The 18,821-nt window shown below is 67.4% G+C and carries 15 protein-coding genes and 1 riboswitch; of the genes, 2 read left to right on the top strand and 13 right to left on the bottom strand.

Translation table 11 applies throughout. The features are described 5' to 3' along the window. Positions 1-13: 13 nt before the first annotated feature. The 3 genes from WIX39_RS00840 to WIX39_RS00850 form a co-directional block, all read right to left on the bottom strand. Entirely contained in the window at positions 14-1,642 is a 1,629-nt protein-coding gene (locus WIX39_RS00840; RefSeq protein ID WP_081269647.1) for a carboxyl transferase domain-containing protein, read from the bottom strand. Next, on the bottom strand, positions 1,639-3,318 hold the full coding sequence (locus tag WIX39_RS00845; protein ID WP_409194340.1) for an AMP-binding protein: 1,680 nt from the start codon (positions 3,316-3,318) through the stop codon (positions 1,639-1,641). The genes WIX39_RS00840 and WIX39_RS00845 overlap by 4 nt, the downstream gene beginning before the upstream one ends. A gap of 149 nt (positions 3,319-3,467) precedes the next feature. Beyond that, on the bottom strand, positions 3,468-4,640 hold the full coding sequence (locus tag WIX39_RS00850) for an isovaleryl-CoA dehydrogenase (protein WP_081269645.1): 1,173 nt from the start codon (positions 4,638-4,640) through the stop codon (positions 3,468-3,470). A gap of 140 nt (positions 4,641-4,780) precedes the next feature. Between WIX39_RS00850 and WIX39_RS00855 the strand changes: the two genes are divergently transcribed. Beyond that, the gene (locus WIX39_RS00855) at positions 4,781-5,809 is read left to right on the top strand and encodes an AraC family transcriptional regulator (protein WP_409194341.1); all 1,029 of its coding nucleotides are present in this window, start codon (positions 4,781-4,783) and stop codon (positions 5,807-5,809) included. Positions 5,810-6,105: 296 nt separating this feature from the next. Here WIX39_RS00855 and WIX39_RS00860 read toward each other — a convergent pair whose 3' ends face one another. The 4 genes from WIX39_RS00860 to WIX39_RS00875 all read right to left on the bottom strand — a co-directional run bounded on the left by WIX39_RS00860 (position 6,106) and on the right by WIX39_RS00875 (position 9,757). Further along, complete coding sequence (locus WIX39_RS00860; RefSeq protein WP_409194342.1) at positions 6,106-6,432, bottom strand: thioredoxin family protein; 327 nt, start codon at positions 6,430-6,432, stop codon at positions 6,106-6,108. 59 nt (positions 6,433-6,491) lie between these two features. Then, positions 6,492-7,184, bottom strand: a complete 693-nt coding sequence (locus WIX39_RS00865) for an HAD family hydrolase (RefSeq protein WP_106936710.1) — start codon at positions 7,182-7,184, stop codon at positions 6,492-6,494. A gap of 31 nt (positions 7,185-7,215) precedes the next feature. After that, on the bottom strand, positions 7,216-9,099 hold the full coding sequence (gene thiC / locus WIX39_RS00870) for a phosphomethylpyrimidine synthase ThiC (protein WP_285414238.1): 1,884 nt from the start codon (positions 9,097-9,099) through the stop codon (positions 7,216-7,218). 91 nt (positions 9,100-9,190) lie between these two features. Next, positions 9,191-9,296: riboswitch (TPP riboswitch) on the bottom strand. A 26-nt stretch (positions 9,297-9,322) separates the two neighbouring features. Beyond that, on the bottom strand, positions 9,323-9,757 hold the full coding sequence (locus WIX39_RS00875; protein ID WP_106936708.1) for a YchJ family protein: 435 nt from the start codon (positions 9,755-9,757) through the stop codon (positions 9,323-9,325). Positions 9,758-9,892: 135 nt separating this feature from the next. Here WIX39_RS00875 and WIX39_RS00880 point away from each other — a divergent pair, with 135 nt between their 5' ends. Further along, positions 9,893-10,660 (top strand): helix-turn-helix transcriptional regulator, encoded by a 768-nt coding sequence (locus WIX39_RS00880; protein WP_409194343.1) that lies wholly within the window; start codon positions 9,893-9,895, stop codon positions 10,658-10,660. 22 nt (positions 10,661-10,682) lie between these two features. On the opposite strand, the gene iaaH is transcribed toward WIX39_RS00880, so the two are convergent. The 6 genes from iaaH to aceK all read right to left on the bottom strand — a co-directional run bounded on the left by iaaH (position 10,683) and on the right by aceK (position 18,781). Beyond that, entirely contained in the window at positions 10,683-12,206 is a 1,524-nt protein-coding gene (iaaH, locus tag WIX39_RS00885; RefSeq protein WP_199851879.1) for an indoleacetamide hydrolase, read from the bottom strand. A gap of 97 nt (positions 12,207-12,303) precedes the next feature. Then, a complete protein-coding gene (locus WIX39_RS00890; protein WP_106936706.1) occupies positions 12,304-13,137 on the bottom strand; it encodes a metallophosphoesterase in 834 nt (277 codons plus the stop codon). After that, positions 13,134-14,264 carry an acyl-CoA dehydrogenase family protein gene (locus WIX39_RS00895; protein WP_409194344.1) on the bottom strand — a complete coding sequence of 377 codons (1,131 nt, stop codon included), beginning with the start codon at positions 14,262-14,264 and terminating at the stop codon, positions 13,134-13,136. Before WIX39_RS00895 ends, WIX39_RS00890 begins: the two co-directional genes overlap by 4 nt. Before the next feature lie 118 nt (positions 14,265-14,382). Then, positions 14,383-15,633 (bottom strand): glutamate carboxypeptidase, encoded by a 1,251-nt coding sequence (locus WIX39_RS00900; RefSeq protein ID WP_081269638.1) that lies wholly within the window; start codon positions 15,631-15,633, stop codon positions 14,383-14,385. An 86-nt stretch (positions 15,634-15,719) separates the two neighbouring features. After that, positions 15,720-16,904: an acetyl-CoA C-acyltransferase gene (locus tag WIX39_RS00905; protein WP_409194345.1), complete on the bottom strand. Its 1,185-nt coding sequence runs from the start codon at positions 16,902-16,904 to the stop codon at positions 15,720-15,722. 56 nt (positions 16,905-16,960) lie between these two features. After that, on the bottom strand, positions 16,961-18,781 hold the full coding sequence (aceK, locus tag WIX39_RS00910) for a bifunctional isocitrate dehydrogenase kinase/phosphatase (protein ID WP_409194346.1): 1,821 nt from the start codon (positions 18,779-18,781) through the stop codon (positions 16,961-16,963). Positions 18,782-18,821: the final 40 nt, after the last annotated feature.

Consider the following 18,821-nt stretch of genomic DNA (forward strand, 5'->3'; position numbering starts at 1 on the left):
CCTCGGGCGCCTCTTACATCCGGAAGATGCCGAACTTCGGCTCGGGCACCGGCGCGTTGCGCGCGGCCGCCAGGCCCAGCGCCAGCACACGGCGCGTGTCCGCCGGATCGATGATGCCGTCGTCCCACAGCCGCGCGGTGGCGTAGTAGGGGTGGCCCTGGTCCTCGTACTGCTGGCGGATAGGCGCCTTGAAGGCTTCTTCCTCTTCCTTGCTCCAGCTGCCGCCCTTGAGTTCGATGCCGTCGCGCTTCACGGTGGCCAGCACGCTCGCGGCCTGCTCGCCGCCCATCACGCTGATGCGCGCGTTGGGCCACATCCAGAGGAAGCGCGGGCTGTATGCGCGGCCGCACATGCCGTAGTTGCCGGCGCCGAAGCTGCCGCCGATGATGATGGTGAACTTGGGCACGTTGGCGGTGGCCACGGCCGTCACCATCTTGGCGCCGTGGCGCGCGATGCCTTCGTTCTCGTACTTGCGGCCCACCATGAAGCCGGTGATGTTCTGCAGGAACACCAGCGGGATCTTGCGGTGGCAGCACAGCTCGATGAAGTGCGCGCCCTTCTGCGCCGACTCGGAAAACAAAATGCCGTTGTTCGCGATGATGCCCACCGGCATCCCCTCGATCTCGGCAAAGCCGCAGACCAGCGTGGCACCGAAGCGCGCCTTGAACTCGTGGAACTCGCTGCCGTCGACGATGCGCGCGATGATCTCCCGCACGTCGAAGGGCTTGCGCGTGTCGGTGGGGATCACGCCGTACAGCTCCTCGCGCGGGAACTCGGGGGCGCGCACCGCCTTGCCGTCCGCAGCCTCGGCGCCCGCATTCTTCGCATTGAGGTTGGCCACCGCCGTGCGCGCAAGCGCCAGCGCATGCAGGTCGTTCTGCGCGAGGTGGTCGACCACGCCCGACAGGCGCGTGTGCACGTCGCCGCCGCCCAGGTCTTCGGCCGTGACCACTTCGCCAGTGGCCGCCTTCACCAGCGGCGGGCCGCCCAGGAAGATGGTGCCCTGGTTCTTCACGATGATCGACTCGTCGCTCATCGCCGGCACATACGCGCCGCCGGCCGTGCACGAGCCCATGACCACCGCGATCTGCGGAATGCCCTGGGCGCTCATGTTGGCCTGGTTGTAGAAGATGCGGCCGAAGTGGTCGCGGTCGGGAAACACCTCATCCTGGTTCGGCAGGTTGGCGCCGCCCGAGTCGACCAGGTAGATGCAGGGCAGGCGGTTCTGCTCGGCGATTTCTTGCGCGCGCAGGTGCTTCTTCACCGTCATCGGGTAGTAGGTGCCGCCCTTCACCGTGGCGTCGTTGCACACGATCATGCAGTCGACGCCGTTCACCCGGCCGATGCCCGCGATGATGCCCGCGCCCGGTGCCGACTCGGCCCCCTTGGCGTCGAGGTACATCGCATGCGCGGCCAGCGGCGCGATTTCGAGGAAGGGCGTGCCCGGGTCGAGCAGTTCCGCCACGCGGTCGCGCGGCAGCAGCTTGCCGCGCGCGGTGTGCTTGGCGCGCGCGGCCTCGCCGCCGCCCTGCTCCACTTTGGCGAACTGCTGGCGCAGGTCGTCGACCAGCGCGCGCATGGCGGCTGCATTGGCCTGGAAGTCGGCCGAGCGGGCGTTCAGTTTGGTTTCGAGTTTGCTCATGCGGTTTTTTCTTGGCTGAGGCCGAGTTGCTCTGTCATGGCTTCGCGGATCTTGAATTTCTGGATCTTGCCGGTGACGGTCATCGGGAATTCGGTGACGAAATGGATGTACCTGGGCACCTTGTAGTGCGCGATCTGGCCCTTGCAGAAGTCGCGGATCTCCTCGTCGGTGGCGCTCTGGCCGGGCTTGACGATGATCCACGCGCACAGCTCTTCGCCGTACTTCCTGTCGGGCAGGCCGACCACCTGCACGTCCTGCACCTTGGGGTGGCGGTAGAGGAACTCCTCGATCTCGCGCGGGTAGATGTTCTCGCCGCCACGGATCACCAGGTCCTTGATGCGCCCGACGATGTTGACGTAGCCCTCGGCGTCCATGGTGGCGAGGTCGCCGGTGTGCATCCAGTGTTCGGGGTCGATGGCTTCGCGCGTCTTGGGCTCGTCGTCCCAGTAGCCGTGCATCACCGAATAGCCGCGCGTGCACAGCTCGCCCGACTGTCCGGGCGGCATGATCGCGCCGGTCTCGGGGTCGACGATCTTCACCTCGAGGTGCGGCTGCACCGTGCCCACGGTGGACACGCGGCGGTCCAGCGGCGTGTCGGTGCTGCTCTGGCAGCTCACGGGGCTGGTTTCGGTCATGCCGTAGGCGATGGTGATCTCGCTCAGGTGCATCTGGCTGACCACGCGCTTCATCACCTCGATGGGGCACGGCGAGCCGGCCATGATGCCGGTGCGCAGCGTGGAGAGGTCGAACTCCTTGAAGCGCGGATGGTCGAGCTCGGCGATGAACATGGTGGGCACGCCATGCAGGCCGGTGCACTTCTCGGCCTGCACCGTCTCGAGCACGGTGAGCGGATCGAACCCGTCGTTCGGGTACACGATGGCCGAGCCGTGCGTGAGGCAGGCCAGGTTGCCCAGCACCATGCCGAAGCAGTGGTACAGCGGCACCGGAATGCACAGCTTGTCGACGGGCGACAGCTTCATGCATTCGCCGATGAAGAAGCCGTTGTTCAGGATGTTGCGGTGCGTGAGCGTCGCGCCCTTGGGAAAGCCGGTGGTGCCGCTGGTGAACTGGATGTTGATCGGGTCGGTGGCCTTCAGCGTCTTCTGGATCTGCGCGATGCGCGGATCGGCCGCATCGCCGCTGGCCAGCAGTTGGCTGAAGCGCCGCATGCCAGGCTGTTCGTCGCCCTGGCCGGGCCTGTCGATCCAGAAGATGTGCTGCAGCAGCGGCAGGCGCGCGGGGCCCAGCTCGCGCAGCATGCCCAGATAGTCGCTGGTCTTGAACTGCGCCATCGTCACCAGCGCCTTGCAGCCGACCTTGTTGAGCGCGTACTCGAGCTCCGAAGTGCGGTAGGCGGGGTTGATGTTGACGAGGATCAGGCCGACCTTCGCGGTGGCGATCTGCATCAGCACCCACGGCACGTTGTTGTGCGACCAGATGCCGACGCGGTCGCCGGTCTTCAGCCCCAGGCCCAGCAGCGCGCTGGCGAGCCTGTTGGATTCGGCCTGCAGTTCGCGGTAGGTGAAGCGCTGGCCTTCGTGGCGGCTGATGAGGGCTTCGCGGTCGGGCTGCCTGTCGACCATGTCGTCGAAGAAGTCGCCGATGGGTTGTTCGATGAGGGGGACGTCGGTGGCGCCCTTGCCGTAGCTCTCGGTCAGTGCTGCAGTCATGTTCATTTCCTTCCTTGTCTCCGTTTGTCTTGCTCCTTCCCCCTCTGGGAGAAGGCTGGGATGGGGGCAAGCGGCGCTGGTGGAATGCAATGCCTCATCGAACGCCGCTTGCCCCCACCCCTGCCCTCCCCCGGAAGGGGAGGGAGAAAAACAGCCTATGCCGTTTCAGCGAAAAGCTCGCGGCCGATCAGCATGCGCCGGATCTCGCTCGTGCCCGCGCCGATCTCGTAGAGCTTCGCATCGCGCCACAGCCGCTCCACCGGGAACTCCTTCGTGTAGCCCACGCCGCCCAGCGCCTGGATCGCCTCGCCGGCCATCCACGTCGCCTTCTCGGCCGAGTACAGGATGGCGCCGGCCGCGTCCTTGCGGAAGGTGCGCGCATGGTCGTTGCGGTCGCAGGCCTTGCCCACGGCGTACACATAGGCGCGCGTGGCCTGCCAGGTCGAATACATGTCGGCCAGCTTGCCCTGCATCAGCTGGAACTCGCCGATGCTCTGGCCGAACTGCTTGCGGTCGTGAATGAAGGGCAGCACCGCGTCCATGCAGGCGGCCATGATGCCCAGCGGGCCGCCCGAGAGCACCGCGCGCTCGTAGTCGAGGCCGCTCATCAGCACCTTGGCGCCCATGCCTTCGCCGCCCAGCACGTTCTCTTCGGGCACTTCGCAGTTGTCGAAGAACAGCGGGAAGGTGTTGGAGCCGCGCATGCCGAGCTTGTCGAGCTTGTTGCCGGCGGAAAAGCCCTTGAAGCCTTTCTCGACGATGAAGGCCGTCATGCCGCGCGCGCCCATCTCGGGTTCGGTCTTGGCGTAGATGACCAGCGTGTCGGCGTCGCCGCCGTTGGTGATCCACATCTTGCCGCCGTTGAGCACGTAGTAGCCGTTCTTCTTTTCGGCCTTGAGCTTCATGCTCACCACGTCGGAGCCGGCATTGGGCTCGCTCATGGCCAGCGCGCCCACGTGTTCGCCGCTCACCAGCTTGGGCAGGTATTTCTTCTTCTGCGCATCGCTGCCGTTGCGGTGGATCTGGTTCACGCACAGGTTGGAGTGCGCACCGTAAGACAGGCCCACCGAGGCCGAGGCGCGCGAGACTTCTTCCATCGCCACGATGTGGGCCAGGTAGCCCAGCTCGGTTCCGCCGAACTCTTCCTTCACCGTCATGCCGTGCAGGCCGAGGTCGCCGAGCTTCTTCCAGAGGTCGTGCGGGAACAGGTTGTCGCGGTCGATGTCGGCGGCGCGCGGGGCGATCTCGTTGGCGGCGAAGTCCTGGATCGCGCTGCGCAGCGAGTCGATGGTCTCGCCCAGGTCGAAGTTCAGGCCGGGATCGTGCATGTGTCTTGTCTCCTCTGAAGGGGTCGGCGCGCAGTGCTACCCGCGCTGGATGGCGCTTGAAAGATCGCAGCTTACGCCTGGGCACGCCTCAATTGGCGCCACAATGGTTGCAAATTGCGCCACGACCGATCCGCAAAGCCATGTCGTCCCCGTCCTTCCTCAGACCCGCCCGCGCCGTCACGCCGATGGCCTTCGTGAGAGCCATCGTGCAGGGCTACGAGCGCTACGGCATGGACCCGGCCGAGGCCCTGAAGGCGGCACAGATCACGCCGCGCGAGCTGGCCCGGCCGGGCGCGCGGGTGACGGCCGCGCAGTTCGAGGCGCTGTCGGAACACGCCATGCAGGAGCTGGACGACGAGGCCCTGGGCTGGTTCTCGCGGCGCCTGCCCTGGGGCAGCTACGGCATGCTGTGCCGCGCCTCGCTCACCTCGCCCGACCTGGGCGTGGCCATCAAGCGCTGGTGCCGCCACCACCGCCTGCTGACCGAGGACATCGGCCTGGCGCTGGATGTGGCGGGCGGCGTGGCCACCCTGCGCATCACCGAGAACCGCCCGCTGGACGAGGCCTTCCGCGAGTTCTGCCTGGTCACCAGCCTGCGCTTCATGCACGGCTACATGTGCTGGGCGATCGATTCGCGCATCTCGCTGCGCAGCGCGGGCTTTCCGTTTGCCGCTCCACCGCACAGCGACGCCTATGCGCCGATGTTCACGCCGGAGGTTCGCTTCGACGCGCCGCAGGCGAGCATCAGCTTCGACGAGCGCTACCTCGCCCTGCCGCTGCAGCGCGACGAGCGCGCTTTGCGCGCCATGCTCAAGCGCGCACTGCCGCTGACCATCCTGCAGTACCGGCGCGACCGTCTGCTGGGGCAGCGCGTGCGCGAGCTGCTGCGATCACGCGCCAGCGAAGCGACCACGGCCGAGGCGCTGGCGGGGCTGCTGAACGTGTCGGGCCGCACGCTGCACCGGCAGTTGCACGAGGAAGGCACGTCGCTGCAGACGCTGAAGAACGAGGTGCGCCACGAGCTGTCCGTGGAGCTGCTGCGGCGCACCACCCGGCCGATCAAGCAGGTGGCGCTGGCGGTGGGGTTCCGCAACGAGAAGAGCTTTTCACGCGCGTTCCTGCAGTGGACGGGGCATGCGCCGAGGGACTTTCGGCAGCTGGGGTTGTAGCGGGGGCGCTTTTGGGCGCCGTTGTTGCTTCGGGGCGTGTGCTCAGGGCATCGGGTACTCCCCTCCGCGAATGTCCCCCGGCCTGCGGCCTCCTCCTTTATTTCGCTGCGGGGAGCACCCGACGCCCTGAGCACGGGGCACGCCGCTGGCGCTCGGCCGATCAACCGGCGCTCTGTCCAACGCTCACGACGATGGGGTGCCTTGCGCAGCGAAATAAAGGAGGAGGGGCGCAGCCCCGGGGGACATTCGCGGAGCAAGGTACCCCGTCGGCGTGAGCGTCGCCCCGAACAGAATGTTCAGGCAGGCGAGTCGATCAAGGCAAGCGCGTTGGCAATGGATTGGCTGTCTTCCGGCCGCACCAGCTTCGCGACTTCCTTTCCGTCGCGCATGAACACCAGCGTGGGCCACAGCCGCACATTGAACGAACGGCCTAGCGGCCGGCCGCTGCCGTCTTCGACCTTGATGCGGCGCACGTCCGGATATTTGGCGAAGGCCTCCGCGATGTTCGGCTGCGCGGCCTTGCAGATGCCGCACCAGTTGGTGCCGAACTCGACCACGGCGGGGCCGGTGAGCGCATCGATCTCGGCGCGGTCGGGTTGCTCGGTCTTGTATTCGGAAGTCATGTGGCGATGTTCCTGTGCTGAACTGAAGGGCTGTCGATGCCCTTCATTGCACCAGAAACTCAGGCCGCCTGCAGGTCGTAGCCTGAAAGCAGCGCGGGCAATTCGGCCATGTCGCTGAACACGCGCACCACGCCCACGCTAAGCAGCGGCCCCGGCCCGCTGTGGCCCGATTCGCCGGTGCTGTAGCCGAACACGGTCGCGCCCGCGGCCACGCCGGCCATCGCACCGGTGACGGTGTCCTCGACGATCGCGCAGCGGCGCGGATCGACGCCCAGCGCCTCGGCTGCCGCCAGGTACACGTCGGGATGCGGCTTGGAACGCGGCATTTCATGGCCGCTGAAGATGCGGCCCTGGAAGCAGTCCAGCAGGCCGACCTTGGCCAGCTGCAGCTCGACCTTGTGGCGGTCCGCGCCCGAGGCGCAGGCAATGCGGCCCTTGAGCCGCGCATGGATCGCGCGGATGGCGGCCGGTGCGTTCGGAATCGCGACGAGGTCGCGCTCCAGTGCTTCGTTGCGCCGCGCACGGAAGCTGCGCAGCCACTCGTCGGTGATCTTCACGCCGGTCTTCGATTCGATGAGCGCGGCCTCGTCCTTCACCGCCTTGCCGGTGAAGGTGTTCATCGATTCCTCGGTGCTGAGGTGCCAGCCGAGCTCGCCGAGCATCTCGGCGAGCACGCGGTTGGTGATGGGTTCGGAATCGACGAGGACGCCGTCGCAGTCGAACAGGACCGCGGAAAAGGGAAAAGGGGTCATGCCTCCATGGTAGCAACGACCCGCTGCAAGCTCAGGACACGGCCTTGATCGGGATGTAGATCTCGCCGCCGCCCGCCATGAATTCCTTCGACTTCTCTTCCATGCCCTCGGTCATGGCCTCGGCTTCGGCCACGCCCTTCTTCGCGGCGTACTCGCGCACTTCCTGCGTGATCTTCATCGAGCAGAACTTCGGGCCGCACATGGAGCAGAAGTGCGCCACCTTGCTCGAGTCTTTCGGCAGCGTCTCGTCGTGGAATTCGCGCGCGGTGTCGGGGTCGAGGCCCAGGTTGAACTGGTCCTGCCAGCGGAACTCGAAGCGTGCTTTGCTCAGCGCGTCGTCGCGCGAGCGCGCGCCCGGGTGCCCCTTGGCCACGTCGGCCGCATGCGCGGCGATCTTGTACGCAATGATTCCCTGCTTCACGTCGTCGCGGTCGGGCAGGCCCAGGTGTTCCTTGGGCGTCACGTAGCAGAGCATCGCGGTGCCGGCCCAGCCGATCATGGCCGCGCCGATGGCGCTGGCAATGTGGTCGTAGCCCGGCGCGATGTCGATGGTCAGCGGCCCCAGCGTGTAGAACGGCGCCTCGTGGCAATGCTTGAGCTGCTCGTCCATGTTCGACTGGATCATGTGCATCGGCACGTGGCCCGGGCCTTCGATCATGGTCTGCACGTCGTGCTTCCAGGCGATCTGCGTGAGCTCGCCCAGCGTGCGCAGCTCGGCGAACTGCGCCTCGTCGTTGGCGTCGGCGCCCGAGCCGGGGCGCAGGCCGTCGCCGAGCGAGAAGCTCACGTCGTAGGCCTTCATGATGTCGCAGATGTCCTCGAAGTGCGTGTAGAGGAAGCTCTCCTTGTGATGCGCGATGCACCACTTGGCCATGATCGAGCCGCCGCGCGACACGATGCCCGTCATGCGGTCGGCCGTGAGGTGGATGAACGGCAGGCGCAGCCCGGCGTGGATGGTGAAGTAGTCGACGCCCTGCTCCGCCTGCTCGATCAGCGTGTCGCGGTAGATCTCCCACGTGAGGTCTTCCGCCACGCCGCCCACCTTCTCCAGCGCCTGGTAGATGGGCACGGTGCCGATGGGCACCGGCGAGTTGCGCACGATCCAGTCGCGCGTGGTGTGGATGTTCTTGCCGGTCGACAGGTCCATCACGTTGTCGGCGCCCCAGCGGATGGCCCACACCAGCTTTTCGACCTCTTCCTCGATGCTCGAGGTGACGGCCGAGTTGCCGATGTTGGCGTTGATCTTGACCTTGAAGTTGCGGCCGATGGCCATCGGCTCGACTTCGGGGTGGTTGATGTTGGCCGGAATGATGGCGCGGCCGCGCGCCACCTCGTCGCGCACGAACTCGGGCGTGATGATGCGCGGAATGCTCGCGCCCATGGGGTTGCCCGCCACGCGCTTCGCACGCTCCTCGTTGGCGAGGTACTCGGCCATCCACTCGCGCTTGCCGTTCTCGCGCAGGGCCACGTACTCCATCTCGGGCGTGACGATGCCGCGGCGCGCGTAGTGCATCTGCGTGACGTTGGCGCCCGACTTCGCGCGGCGCGGCTGGCGCTGCAGCGCCGAGGCACCGGCGCGCAGCTCGGCCAGGCGCTGGGCGTCGCGGTCTTCGTTCTTGGCGCCGTCGTCCAGCGCGTGGTGCGAGCGGCCCTCGTAACTTTCAGTGTCATTGCGCTCGATGACCCAGGCGCCGCGCACGTCGGGCAGGCCGCGGCGCACGTCGATCTCGACCTTGGGGTCGGTGTAGGGGCCGGAGGTGTCGTAGAGCGAGACGGTCTCGCCGTTGGTCAGCAGCACGTCGCGCACCGGCACCTGCAGGTCGGGACGGCTGCCCGGAATCACGCACTTGTGCGAAGCGGGAAACGGCTCGCGCGTGAGCGAAAGCAGCGAGGTGAACTTGTCGGGGGCATTCATCGGAGGCACTCCTTGTTGAGGAAAAGGGTGCTCCGCAATCGCTCGGTGGACTTCGGGAAGCCCGTCACGGAAGGGGGAGTGACGGACCGGAGTCAGGGAGTGCAGCTCTTCTTACGCCGGTATGACCCGGATCAAGTTCGCGGGTCGGCAGCTTTGCCATCTCAGCACGCCACATGCGTGCACCCCGGAGCGGGGCCGATTGTGCGAGCCGCCGGGCGGCGCGTCAAGCCAGGGGCTGCTGCAGGTCGCCGTCGAGATAGAACCAGCGCGCACCCTCGCGCACGAAGCGGCTGCGCTCGTGCAGCCGGGTCGCGGCGCCGGTGGCCGCGCTGCGCTGGCGGGCGACGAACTCGACCTCGGCGTGGTCGGCGTCGAGCACGGAGCGCGAACGGATGTCCAGCCCCAGCCACTTGACCCCGGGCTCGAACTCGATGGAGGCCGGGCGCCTGGCCGCGTCCCAGGTGGCGAGCAGGTACTCGCCGCGCTCCAGCACGAAGGCCGAGTAGCGAGAACGCATCAGCGATTCGGCGTCCGGCGCCGGCGTGTTCTCGAAATCGTCGAGATAGCGGCCACAGCACAGGGCGTAGCCGATGGGCTTGTCGCGGCGGTCGGTACGGCCGCAGGGACAAGGTCCGGTGGTGGGATCGATGGCACTCATGAAGACCGCTATTGGAACACCTCGCGGGCCGGGTGCCGAGAGGGCAAGCCCCGGGGTACCGCGCCGAGGGCATTCACCCTTGGCGCGGCGCTTGCTAAACGCTAGCTTCACAGCGATTCCACCGGAAGAACCGCGATGTACCTCACAGGCACTGAACAGCAGGCGTTGCGCGGCGTTTTCACGCTGCTGGCGCAGGACGCCGCCGGCAACGAGCGCGATATTCGCGAAAGCCTGGGCCGAGCGCTGCTCGACCTGCTGCGCGCAGACCAGTTCGCCTCGTTCGTGTGGGATGCGGGCAGCCGCAGCTTCGGCGGGCGCGTGGCGATCAACATGGAGCCCGCCAACCTCGACAGCTACGCGCAATGGCACCAGCACAACGACCCGATCACCTTCGTGCTGCAATCGCGCCGCCGCGCCACGCGCGTGACCGAGGTGATGCCGCAGCGCGCCCTGATGCGCACCCCGTTCTTCAATGACTTTCTCTCGCGCGACGGGCTGCACTGGGGCATGAACCTGCATGCCTTCGAGGGCGAGCGCGCGCTGGGCGACCTGCGCATCTGGCGGCGCAAGGGACGCGGCGATTTCGGCGACCACGAGAAAGCGCTGCTGGACCTGATCGAGCCGGCGTTCGCCGGGGCGCTGCAGCGGGCCCAGCGCGCGGCTGCGGCCATCGCCTTGCCCCCGCCACGGCAAGCGCAAGACGCTGCATGGTCCCTGCTGAGCGCACGCGAGCAGCAGGTGGCGCGCTGCGTGCGCGAAGGCCTCACCGACAAGGAGATCGCGCGGCGCATGGAGGTGGGCGTGCCCACCGTGCGCACCTACCTGCGGCGCATCTTCGACAAGCTGGGCATCGAGCGCCGCTCGGCGCTGGCCGGCTGGAGCGTGCCGCCGGCCGGGCGCTGACCACGCACCCCGGCTTGCTTGCTTATTTGGGCGCGGGCAGCCGGCCGAGCACCTGTTCCACGGCGAGCCCCACGGCCAGCAGCTTGCGGTCGCTGCCGGCCGGCCCGTCGAGTTCCAGCCCCACGGGCAGGCCCGTCGTCGCGCCGAGGCCCGACGGCAACTGCACGCCCGGAATGCCGGCGTTGCTGCCCGGGTCGGTGTTCTGGATCAGCGCGCCGAAGTTCTCCGGGCTGCTGGCCTCGGGCGCCGCGGCCAGCGCCACGCGCGGCACGGTCGGGAACACCAGCGCGTCGAGCCTGTTGCTGGCGAAGGTGTCGCGGTAGAGCTTCTGCAGCGCGGGGCGTGCAACGCGCATCGCGTTGTCGTAGACCGGCTTCGCATCGACCGTGCCGGCGGGCGCGGGCAGCTTGCGCGGGATCACGAAGGCGTCGAAGGTGCCCTTGACGTCGGGGCTGGCGATGCCGGCGGCGAGCTGCGCGATGTCGATGCCGGTGCGGTACTTCGCGAGGTAGGCCGCCATGTCGTCGTTCGCCTCGTAGAGCGCGAGCGGAAAGCCGATCGCGCCGTTGAGCTCCATCAGCTTCGGCATTTCCACATCCACCAGCGTGACGCCGGCCGCGCGCAGCTTGGCCAGCGCGGCGTCGGTGGCGGCGCGCGTGTCGGCGTCGAGGTTGGCGTAGAAAGCCTGCACCACGCCGAGCCGCACGCGCTTCAGGTCGGCGGGCCGGAGCGGCTTGCCGCCGGCGATCACGCCGTCGAGCAGTGCCACGTCGGCCATCGACTGCGCCATCGGCCCGGCCGTGTCGCGCGTGTGCGAGATGGGCGCAATGCCCTGCTGCGGATAGCGGCCCATGCTCGGGCGCAGCGACGCGCAGCCGTTGAAAGCGCACGGAATGCGCACCGAGCCGCCGGTGTCGGTGCCGAGGGCGGCCGGCACCATGCGCGCGCCCAGCGCCGCGCCATTGCCCGAAGAAGAGCCGCCCGCGATACGGCTCGCGTCGTAGGCATTGCGCACGCCCACCTCGGGCCCGCTCTGGAACGCGGGGTTGTAGCCGGTGACGCCGAAGGCCAGCTCGTGCATGTTGGTCTTGCCGAGCACCACCGCGCCGGCGGCGCGCAGCTTGGCCACCACAGGTGCATCGGCGCCGGGCACGAAGCCCTTGAGCGCAGGCGTGCCGGCCGTCGCGGGCAGGCCCTGCACCTGGATGTTGTCCTTGATGGCCACGGGCAGCCCCGCGAGCGGCTTGCACGCGCCGCCGCGCTTGCGCAGCGCATCGGCGGCGCGCGCCTGCTTCAGTGCGCCGGCTTCGTCGAGCGTGATGAAGGCATTGAGGTTCGCCCGGGCCTTGGCCTGGGCGATGTAGGCCGTGACCAGCTGCTCGCTGGTGACGGCACCGGCGCACAGCTGCTTCACGGCTTCGCTCGCGGTCAGCGCGGCGATGTCGGGCGCGGCGGCGGTCTGCGCCTGCGCCTGCGCCGGCAGGATGGGGGCGCCAAGGCACAGCAGGGCCAGGGCGGTGGCGGGAACGGATTTTGAAATGGACATGGCGAAGGCCTCCGACAAGAGAGGCCGCCATGGTGCGCTCGAGGCGCACGGTTGTCTGTCGTCGAAACCGATGACAGGCTGACGGATGGGTAACCGGCTAGCGGAACATCACCCACTCGGGCCGCATGTTGAAGCGCACCGGCAGGATGCTCACGCCGAGGCCGCTGGTTACGTACATGCGCCTGCCCTTGTGCGAGATCCAGCCGTAAGCCCATTCGCGCGGCGCCGCGCCGGGCACGATCAGTGCGCCATGGCCCGGCACGCTGACCTGTCCGCCGTGCGTATGCCCCGCGACCACGAGGCCTCTTGTGCGCGGCATGGTCGCGAGGCTGAAGGGGTCGTGCATCATGACCAGTGTCGCTGCCTCGGGCGGCACGCCGGCCAGCGCGCGCATCGGGTCCGAATGGCCGGTCGAGTGATCGCCGATACCGACCACCCAGAGGTCGTGGCCGGGCACTTGCACCGAAGCGTTTTCCAGCACCCGGATGCCCTGCGCGGCCAGTGCCTTGGCGATGCGCTGGCCGTCATGCCACCAATCGTGGTTGCCGAGCACTGCATACACGCCGTGCGGCGCCTTCAGGCGGCCGAACACCACGGCCATGTCTTCGATGGGCAGCGACTCGTCGCCACCCGAGCCGGCCAGGAAGTCGCCGGGCAGCAGCACGATGTCGGGCTGCGCTGCATTGATGTCGTCCACGACGCGTGCGGCGCGCCCAAGGCCGTTGACGCGCCATGCCGAACGCGCGGTGAGGTGCCAGTCGCTCGCCACCGCCACCTTCAGTCCCGGCGGCGCCTGCCATGCAGATGAGCCCAGGGGTTCTACACGCACGGCCACCCAGCGCGGCTCGATGACGAAGCCCCATAGCGCGAGCCCCGCCAGCACGCATGCCGTGGCAATCCAGCCCCACCACCGTCCGCTGCGCCGGTTCACGCCAGCGCGCGTTGAATCAAGAGCTTCTGGATGTCCGAGGTGCCTTCGTAGATCTGGCACACGCGCACGTCGCGGTAGATGCGCTCCAGCGGGAAGTCGTTCACGTAGCCGTAGCCGCCCAGCGTCTGGATGGCGGCGCTGCACACGCGCTCGGCCATCTCGCTGGCGAAGAGCTTCGCCATGGCCGCCTCCTTCAGGCAGGGCCGGCCGGCGTCGCGCAGCGCGGCGGCATGCCAGATGAGCTGGCGCGCCGCTTCGAGCTGCGTCGCGCATTCGGCAAGGCGGAAGCCAACGGCCTGCTGGTCGAAGATCGAACCGCCGAAGGCCTGGCGTTCCTTGGCATAGGCCAGCGCCACGTCGAAGGCGCTGCGCGCCATGCCCACGCTCTGCGCTGCAATGCCGATGCGCCCGCCCTCGAGCGCGCCGAGGGCGATCTTGTAGCCCTCGCCTTCGGCGCCGATGAGGTTTTCCACCGGGATGCGGCAGCCGTCGAAGTTGATCTGCGCGGTGTCGCTGCTGTGCTGGCCCAGCTTGTCTTCCAGCCGCGCGACGTTGTAGCCGGGCGCGTCGGTCGGCACCAGGAACGCGCTCATGCCGCGCTTGCCCGCGCCCTTGTCGGTCACGGCAATGACGACGGCCACATGGCCGTTCTTGCCGCTGGTGATGAACTGCTTGACGCCGTCGATCACGTAGGCGTCGCCGTCCTTGCGCGCCGTGGTGCGCAGGCTCGACGCGTCGCTGCCGGCCTGCGGCTCGGTGAGGCAGAAGGCGCCGAGCATCTTCCCCTGCGCGAGCGGCTCGAGCCACTGCTTCTTCTGCTGCGCATTGCCGTAGCGCATGAGGATGGCGTTGACGGGGCAGTTGGTCACGCTGATGGCGGTGCTGGTGCCGCCGTCGCCGGCCGCGATTTCCTCCAGCACCAGCGCGAGCGTGAGGTAGTCGAGGCCGGCGCCGCCATGCTCCTCGGGCACGCAGATGCCGTAGGCACCCAGCGCCGCGAGGCCGTGGTGCGCTTCCTTCGGAAAGCTGTGCTCGCGGTCCCACCTGGGGGCGTTGGGCCACAGCTCGGCTTGAGAGAAATCGCGCACCGCGTCGCGGATGGCTTCCTGGTCTGCTGTCAACAACATGGCAGTTCCTTCTATGTGAAGAGGCGGTCGCCGCCGGGCCGCCCCAAGGCGGACCGCGCCTCCCCCTCGGGGGGTGGAGTTACACGAGCAAGGCGAGTGAAAAGCCGGGGGGCAGCATTCACTTTCCGGCGCCGAGGTCCATGATCAGGCGCGCGGCCATGTACAGGCGGCGCGGGATGGCGCTGATGTCCACGTACTCGGCCTTGTCGCTGTGGTAGCCGAAGCCGGGCAGGCCCAGGCTTTCGATCACGGGCTTGCCGGAGAGCGCGGCATAGGCCGCGTCGGTGCCGCCGCCGGTGCGTTCTTCCACGCCCAGCGTGCCGCCGGCTTCCTTGTAGTACGCCACGGCCTTGTCGACCAGCTTCTTGCCGCCTTCACCGGCATTGAAGGCCGGGCGGCCGCGCGTGACGATCACCTTGACGTCGGCCTCGGGCAGCTTCTTCTGCTGCGCGCGCTCTTCCAGCGTCTTCATGGCGGCGTCGAAGTCTTCGTTGCGGGCATAGCGCACGTCGGCGTTCAGCGTGGCGGTGGCCGGGATGATGTTCGACACGTTGCCGGCCTTGGCGATGGTCCAGTTGAAGCGCAGGTTCTTCGACTTGTCGTCGATGTTCATCGTGCGCAGCACCAGGTCGGAGGCCTCGACCAGCGCGTTCACGCCCAGCTCGGGCGCCGCGCCCGCATGCGATGCCTTGCCGGTGATGTTGACCTGCACATAGGCGATGCCCGAGGTGCCGAGCGACAGCTTCTCGTCGCCGGCGCTGGTGGGCTCGAAGGAAAGCACGTAGTCGGCCAGCTTGGCTTCTTCCTGGATCAGGTCGCGCGAGCCGAAGGAGCCTTTTTCCTCGTCGGTGTTGAACAGCACGGTGATGGTGCCGTAGTCGCGCACGCCGTATTCCTTGAGCAGCTTGAGCGTGTGCAGGATGACGGCGTTGCCGCCCTTGTCGTCGGCGATGCCCGGGCCGTAGGCCTTGTCGCCCTCGACGCGAAACGGAGCCTTCGCGAGGATGCCCTTCAGGTACACCGTGTCCATGTGCGACATCAGCAGCAGGTTCTTGCCGCCGCGGCCCTTGATCTTGCCGACGATGTTGTCGCCCACCACGATGCCGGCCGACTTGCTGCGCGTGACGGTGAAGCCCAGGTTCTTGAGTTCGCCCTCGAGGTAGTTGCCGGCGGCGGCGATGCCTTCGGCGTCACCGGTGCCGGTCTCGATGTTGACGAGTTTCTCCAGCGTCTTGATCACCGCGGGCTGCTCGTCGGTGGCAGCCTGGAACAGCACGTTGTCGCGCTTCTGGGCCCAGCTGGCGGCGGGCGCCAGGAAAGCGGCGGCCAGCAAGGCGGCAATGGCGGTACGGTGGATGGATGGGCGCATGAAATCTCCTGCTCTACGCATTTATTTGAATGTCTGAATGAAAAAAAGCCGGGAGCGCCCGTGCTCGGACGCTCCCGACGCTGCTCTTATAGCAATTCGAGTGCCACGGCGGTGCCTTCGCCGCCGCCGATGCACAGCGTGGCCACGCCGCGCTTCTTGCCGCGCGCCTTCAGGGCATGAATGAGCGTAACCATGATGCGCGCGCCGCTGGCGCCGATCGGATGGCCCAGCGCGCAGGCGCCGCCGTGCACGTTGACGATCTCGTGCGACACGTCGAGCTCGTGCATCAGCGCCATCGGCACCACGGCGAAGGCCTCGTTCACTTCCCACAGGTCCACGTCCTTCACGGCCCAGCCGGTCTTCTTGAACAGCTTGGCGACAGCGCCCACGGGCGCGGTGGAGAACCACTCGGGCTGCTGCGCGTGCGTGGCATGGCCGACGATGCGGGCGATGGGCCTGGCGCCGATCTTCTTGGCATGCGACTCCGTCATCATCACCAGCGCGGCGGCGCCGTCGTTGATGGACGAGCTCGATGCGGCGGTGATGGTGCCGTTCTCTTTCTTGAACGCGGGCTTGAGCGTGGGGATCTTGTCGAGCTTGACCTTGCCCGGGCCTTCGTCGACCGAGACCACCGTGTCGCCGCCGCGGCCCTTGACCGTGACGGGCACGATCTCGTCCTTGAACAGGCCGGTCTCGGTGGCCTTCTTGGCGCGCTCGACGCTGGCGATGGCGAAGGCGTCCTGCTGCTCGCGCGTGAACTTGTACTTGGCCGCGCAGTCCTCGCCGAAGGTGCCCATCGAGCGGCCCGGCTGGTAGGCGTCTTCGAGGCCGTCGAGCATCATGTGGTCGAAGATGCGGTCGTGGCCCATGCGGTAGCCGCCGCGGCCCTTGAGCATGAGGTAGGGCGCGTTGGTCATGCTTTCCATGCCGCCCGCGACGATCACGTCGTGCGTGCCGGCCAGCAGCAGGTCGTGCGACAGCATCGCGGCCTTCATGGCCGAGCCGCACATCTTGCTGAGCGTGACCGCGCCCGCGCTGTCGGGCAGGCCGCCCTTGTAGGCCGCCTGGCGCGCCGGGGCCTGGCCCTGGCCGGCCATCAGGCAGTTGCCGAACAGCACTTCGCCCACGCTGTCGGGCGCGATGCCCGCTCGCTCGACGGCGGCCTTGATGGCGGCGCCGCCCAGGTCGTGCGCGGAGAGCGACGAGAAGTCGCCCTGGAAGCTGCCCATGGGGGTGCGGGCAAGGCCGACGATGACGATGGATTCGGACATGTGGAGGTCTCCTTCAAGAATGATGTGAAAGCGGAAATCGAAAACAGCCGTACGGGTCAGAAGTGCGTCGCGTGCCCTTCGTGCTGGAAGCGCTGCGACTCTTCGTAGGGGAACACATCGAGCATCTGCCCGGCCTGGATGCGTTCCTTGTGGTGCTGCCAGAAGGCAGCGTCGAGCAGGTCGGCGTGGTGGGCCATGAAGGCCTCGCGCACGTCCTTGTTGCCCAGCAGGAAGGGCTCGAAGGTTTCGGGGAACACGTCTTTCGGGCCGACCGAATACCAGACCTCGCCGCTCATTTCTTCTTCCTCGTTGCGCGGCTCGGGCACCTTGCGGAACTTGCAGTCGGTGACGTATTCGATCTCGTCGTAGTCGTAGAACACCACCTTGCCGCCGCGCGTGACGCCGAAGTTCTTCCACAGCATGTCGCCGGGAAAGATGTTGGCCGCCACCATGTCCTTGATGGCGTTGCCGTACTCCACCACCGCATGCTCGAGCTGCTCTTTCGCGCGCCTGGCGTGCGCCGGGCTCTCGGGATGGGCCAGCGTGTCGAAAGCTTCCTGCAGGTAGATGTTCAGCGGGATCATGCGCCGCTCGATGTAGACGTGCTTGAGCACCAGCTCCATTTCCCCGTTGCCGTCGCGGTCGCCGATCTCGAGCTGGCTGGGCGCGAACTTGCGGATCTCCTCGATCAGCCCTGGCTCGAAGCGGTCGAGCGGAAAACCCACGTCGCTGTACTCCAGCGTGTCGGCCATGCGGCCAACGCGGTCGTGCTGCTTCACGAGCATGTACTTGCCCTTGATCTGCTCGCGCGTGGTGTCCTTCTGCGGCGGATAGAAGTCCTTGATGACCTTGAACACGAACGGGAACGACGGCAGGTCGAACACCAGCATCACCATGCCCTTGATGCCGGGCGCGATGCGGAAGCGGTCGCTCGAGTAGTTCAGGTGCGAGAGGAAGTCACGGTAGAACAGCGTCTTGCCCTGCTTGGCGAGGCCGAGCGCGTTGTAGATCTCGGCGCGCGGCTTGCGCGGCATGAGCGAGCGCAGGAACTGCACCCAGGCCGAGGGCACTTCCATGTCGACCATGAAGTACGCGCGCGCAAAGCTGAAGAGCATCTGCAGGTCGTCTTCGCCGAACAGGGCCGCGTCGATGTAGAACCTGCCGTGGCTGTCGTGCAGTATGGGCAGCGAGAACGGGATCTCGGTGAAGCCGTTCATGATCTTGCCGACCACGTACGCGCCCTTGTTGCGGAAGAACAGGCCCGACAGCACCTGCAGCTGGAAGTTGGCGCGCAGCTTGACCTGGTGGAAGCGGTTCAGGATGACGTGCGCCACGCGCTGTGCGTCGCGCCGCTTGTTGGCGAAGCTGCCGAGCAGGGAAAAGTCGTCGAGCATCTGCTCGACGGTGTCGGCCAGCGTGTCGGGCGAAGGATAGTACGGCCGATAGGTGGGCGCGCCGCGCGGCTCGATGTACTCGGTGCTGATGGCCGGGCGCACGAAGATGAAGTCGTTCTGGAAGTAGGCGCGGTGCAGGATCTTGGTGGTCACCGAGTTGAAGAAGCTCTCGGCCAGCTCGGGCTGGTGGTGGTTCACCAGCAGGCCGATGTAGTGCAGCTTGACCTGGTGCCACACGTCCATGGGCTGCTCGCCGGCCTTGAACTCTTTCTCGAGTCGGGCCACGGCCTCGCTCACCCGCAGGTCGTAGAACTCGATGCGCTCGCGCTGCGCACGCTGCTGGCCGTGCCAGTCGGCGGTTTCGAAGCGGTGCTTGGCACGCGCCGACTCGGCCCGGAACAACCGGTAGTGCCGGTTGAAGCCGTCCATCATCGCCTTCGCAATGTCATAGGCCAGCGGCGAATCGAGACGCTGCGGGAACATGGCGGGACGGACGGGGTGGAGGACGACGGCGCTGCCGCCG

Source organism: Variovorax sp. AB1(2024) (assembly GCF_037482385.2).
In the GTDB taxonomy this organism is placed as follows: domain Bacteria; phylum Pseudomonadota; class Gammaproteobacteria; order Burkholderiales; family Burkholderiaceae_C; genus Variovorax.

Coding starts and splice junctions, on each gene's coding strand:
- WIX39_RS00875 (WP_106936708.1), bottom strand. CDS start 9,757: ATGAGTGCCATCGATCCCACCACCGGACCTTGTCCCTGCGGCCGTACC.
- WIX39_RS00895 (WP_409194344.1), bottom strand. CDS start 14,264: ATGTTGTTGACAGCAGACCAGGAAGCCATCCGCGACGCGGTGCGCGAT.
- WIX39_RS00880 (WP_409194343.1), top strand. CDS start 9,893: ATGTACCTCACAGGCACTGAACAGCAGGCGTTGCGCGGCGTTTTCACG.
- thiC (WP_285414238.1), bottom strand. CDS start 9,099: ATGAATGCCCCCGACAAGTTCACCTCGCTGCTTTCGCTCACGCGCGAG.
- aceK (WP_409194346.1), bottom strand. CDS start 18,781: ATGTTCCCGCAGCGTCTCGATTCGCCGCTGGCCTATGACATTGCGAAG.
- WIX39_RS00850 (WP_081269645.1), bottom strand. CDS start 4,640: ATGCACGATCCCGGCCTGAACTTCGACCTGGGCGAGACCATCGACTCG.
- WIX39_RS00865 (WP_106936710.1), bottom strand. CDS start 7,184: ATGACCCCTTTTCCCTTTTCCGCGGTCCTGTTCGACTGCGACGGCGTC.
- WIX39_RS00840 (WP_081269647.1), bottom strand. CDS start 1,642: ATGAGCAAACTCGAAACCAAACTGAACGCCCGCTCGGCCGACTTCCAG.
- iaaH (WP_199851879.1), bottom strand. CDS start 12,206: ATGTCCATTTCAAAATCCGTTCCCGCCACCGCCCTGGCCCTGCTGTGC.
- WIX39_RS00855 (WP_409194341.1), top strand. CDS start 4,781: ATGTCGTCCCCGTCCTTCCTCAGACCCGCCCGCGCCGTCACGCCGATG.
- WIX39_RS00900 (WP_081269638.1), bottom strand. CDS start 15,633: ATGCGCCCATCCATCCACCGTACCGCCATTGCCGCCTTGCTGGCCGCC.
- WIX39_RS00845 (WP_409194340.1), bottom strand. CDS start 3,318: ATGAACATGACTGCAGCACTGACCGAGAGCTACGGCAAGGGCGCCACC.
- WIX39_RS00905 (WP_409194345.1), bottom strand. CDS start 16,904: ATGTCCGAATCCATCGTCATCGTCGGCCTTGCCCGCACCCCCATGGGC.
- WIX39_RS00860 (WP_409194342.1), bottom strand. CDS start 6,432: ATGACTTCCGAATACAAGACCGAGCAACCCGACCGCGCCGAGATCGAT.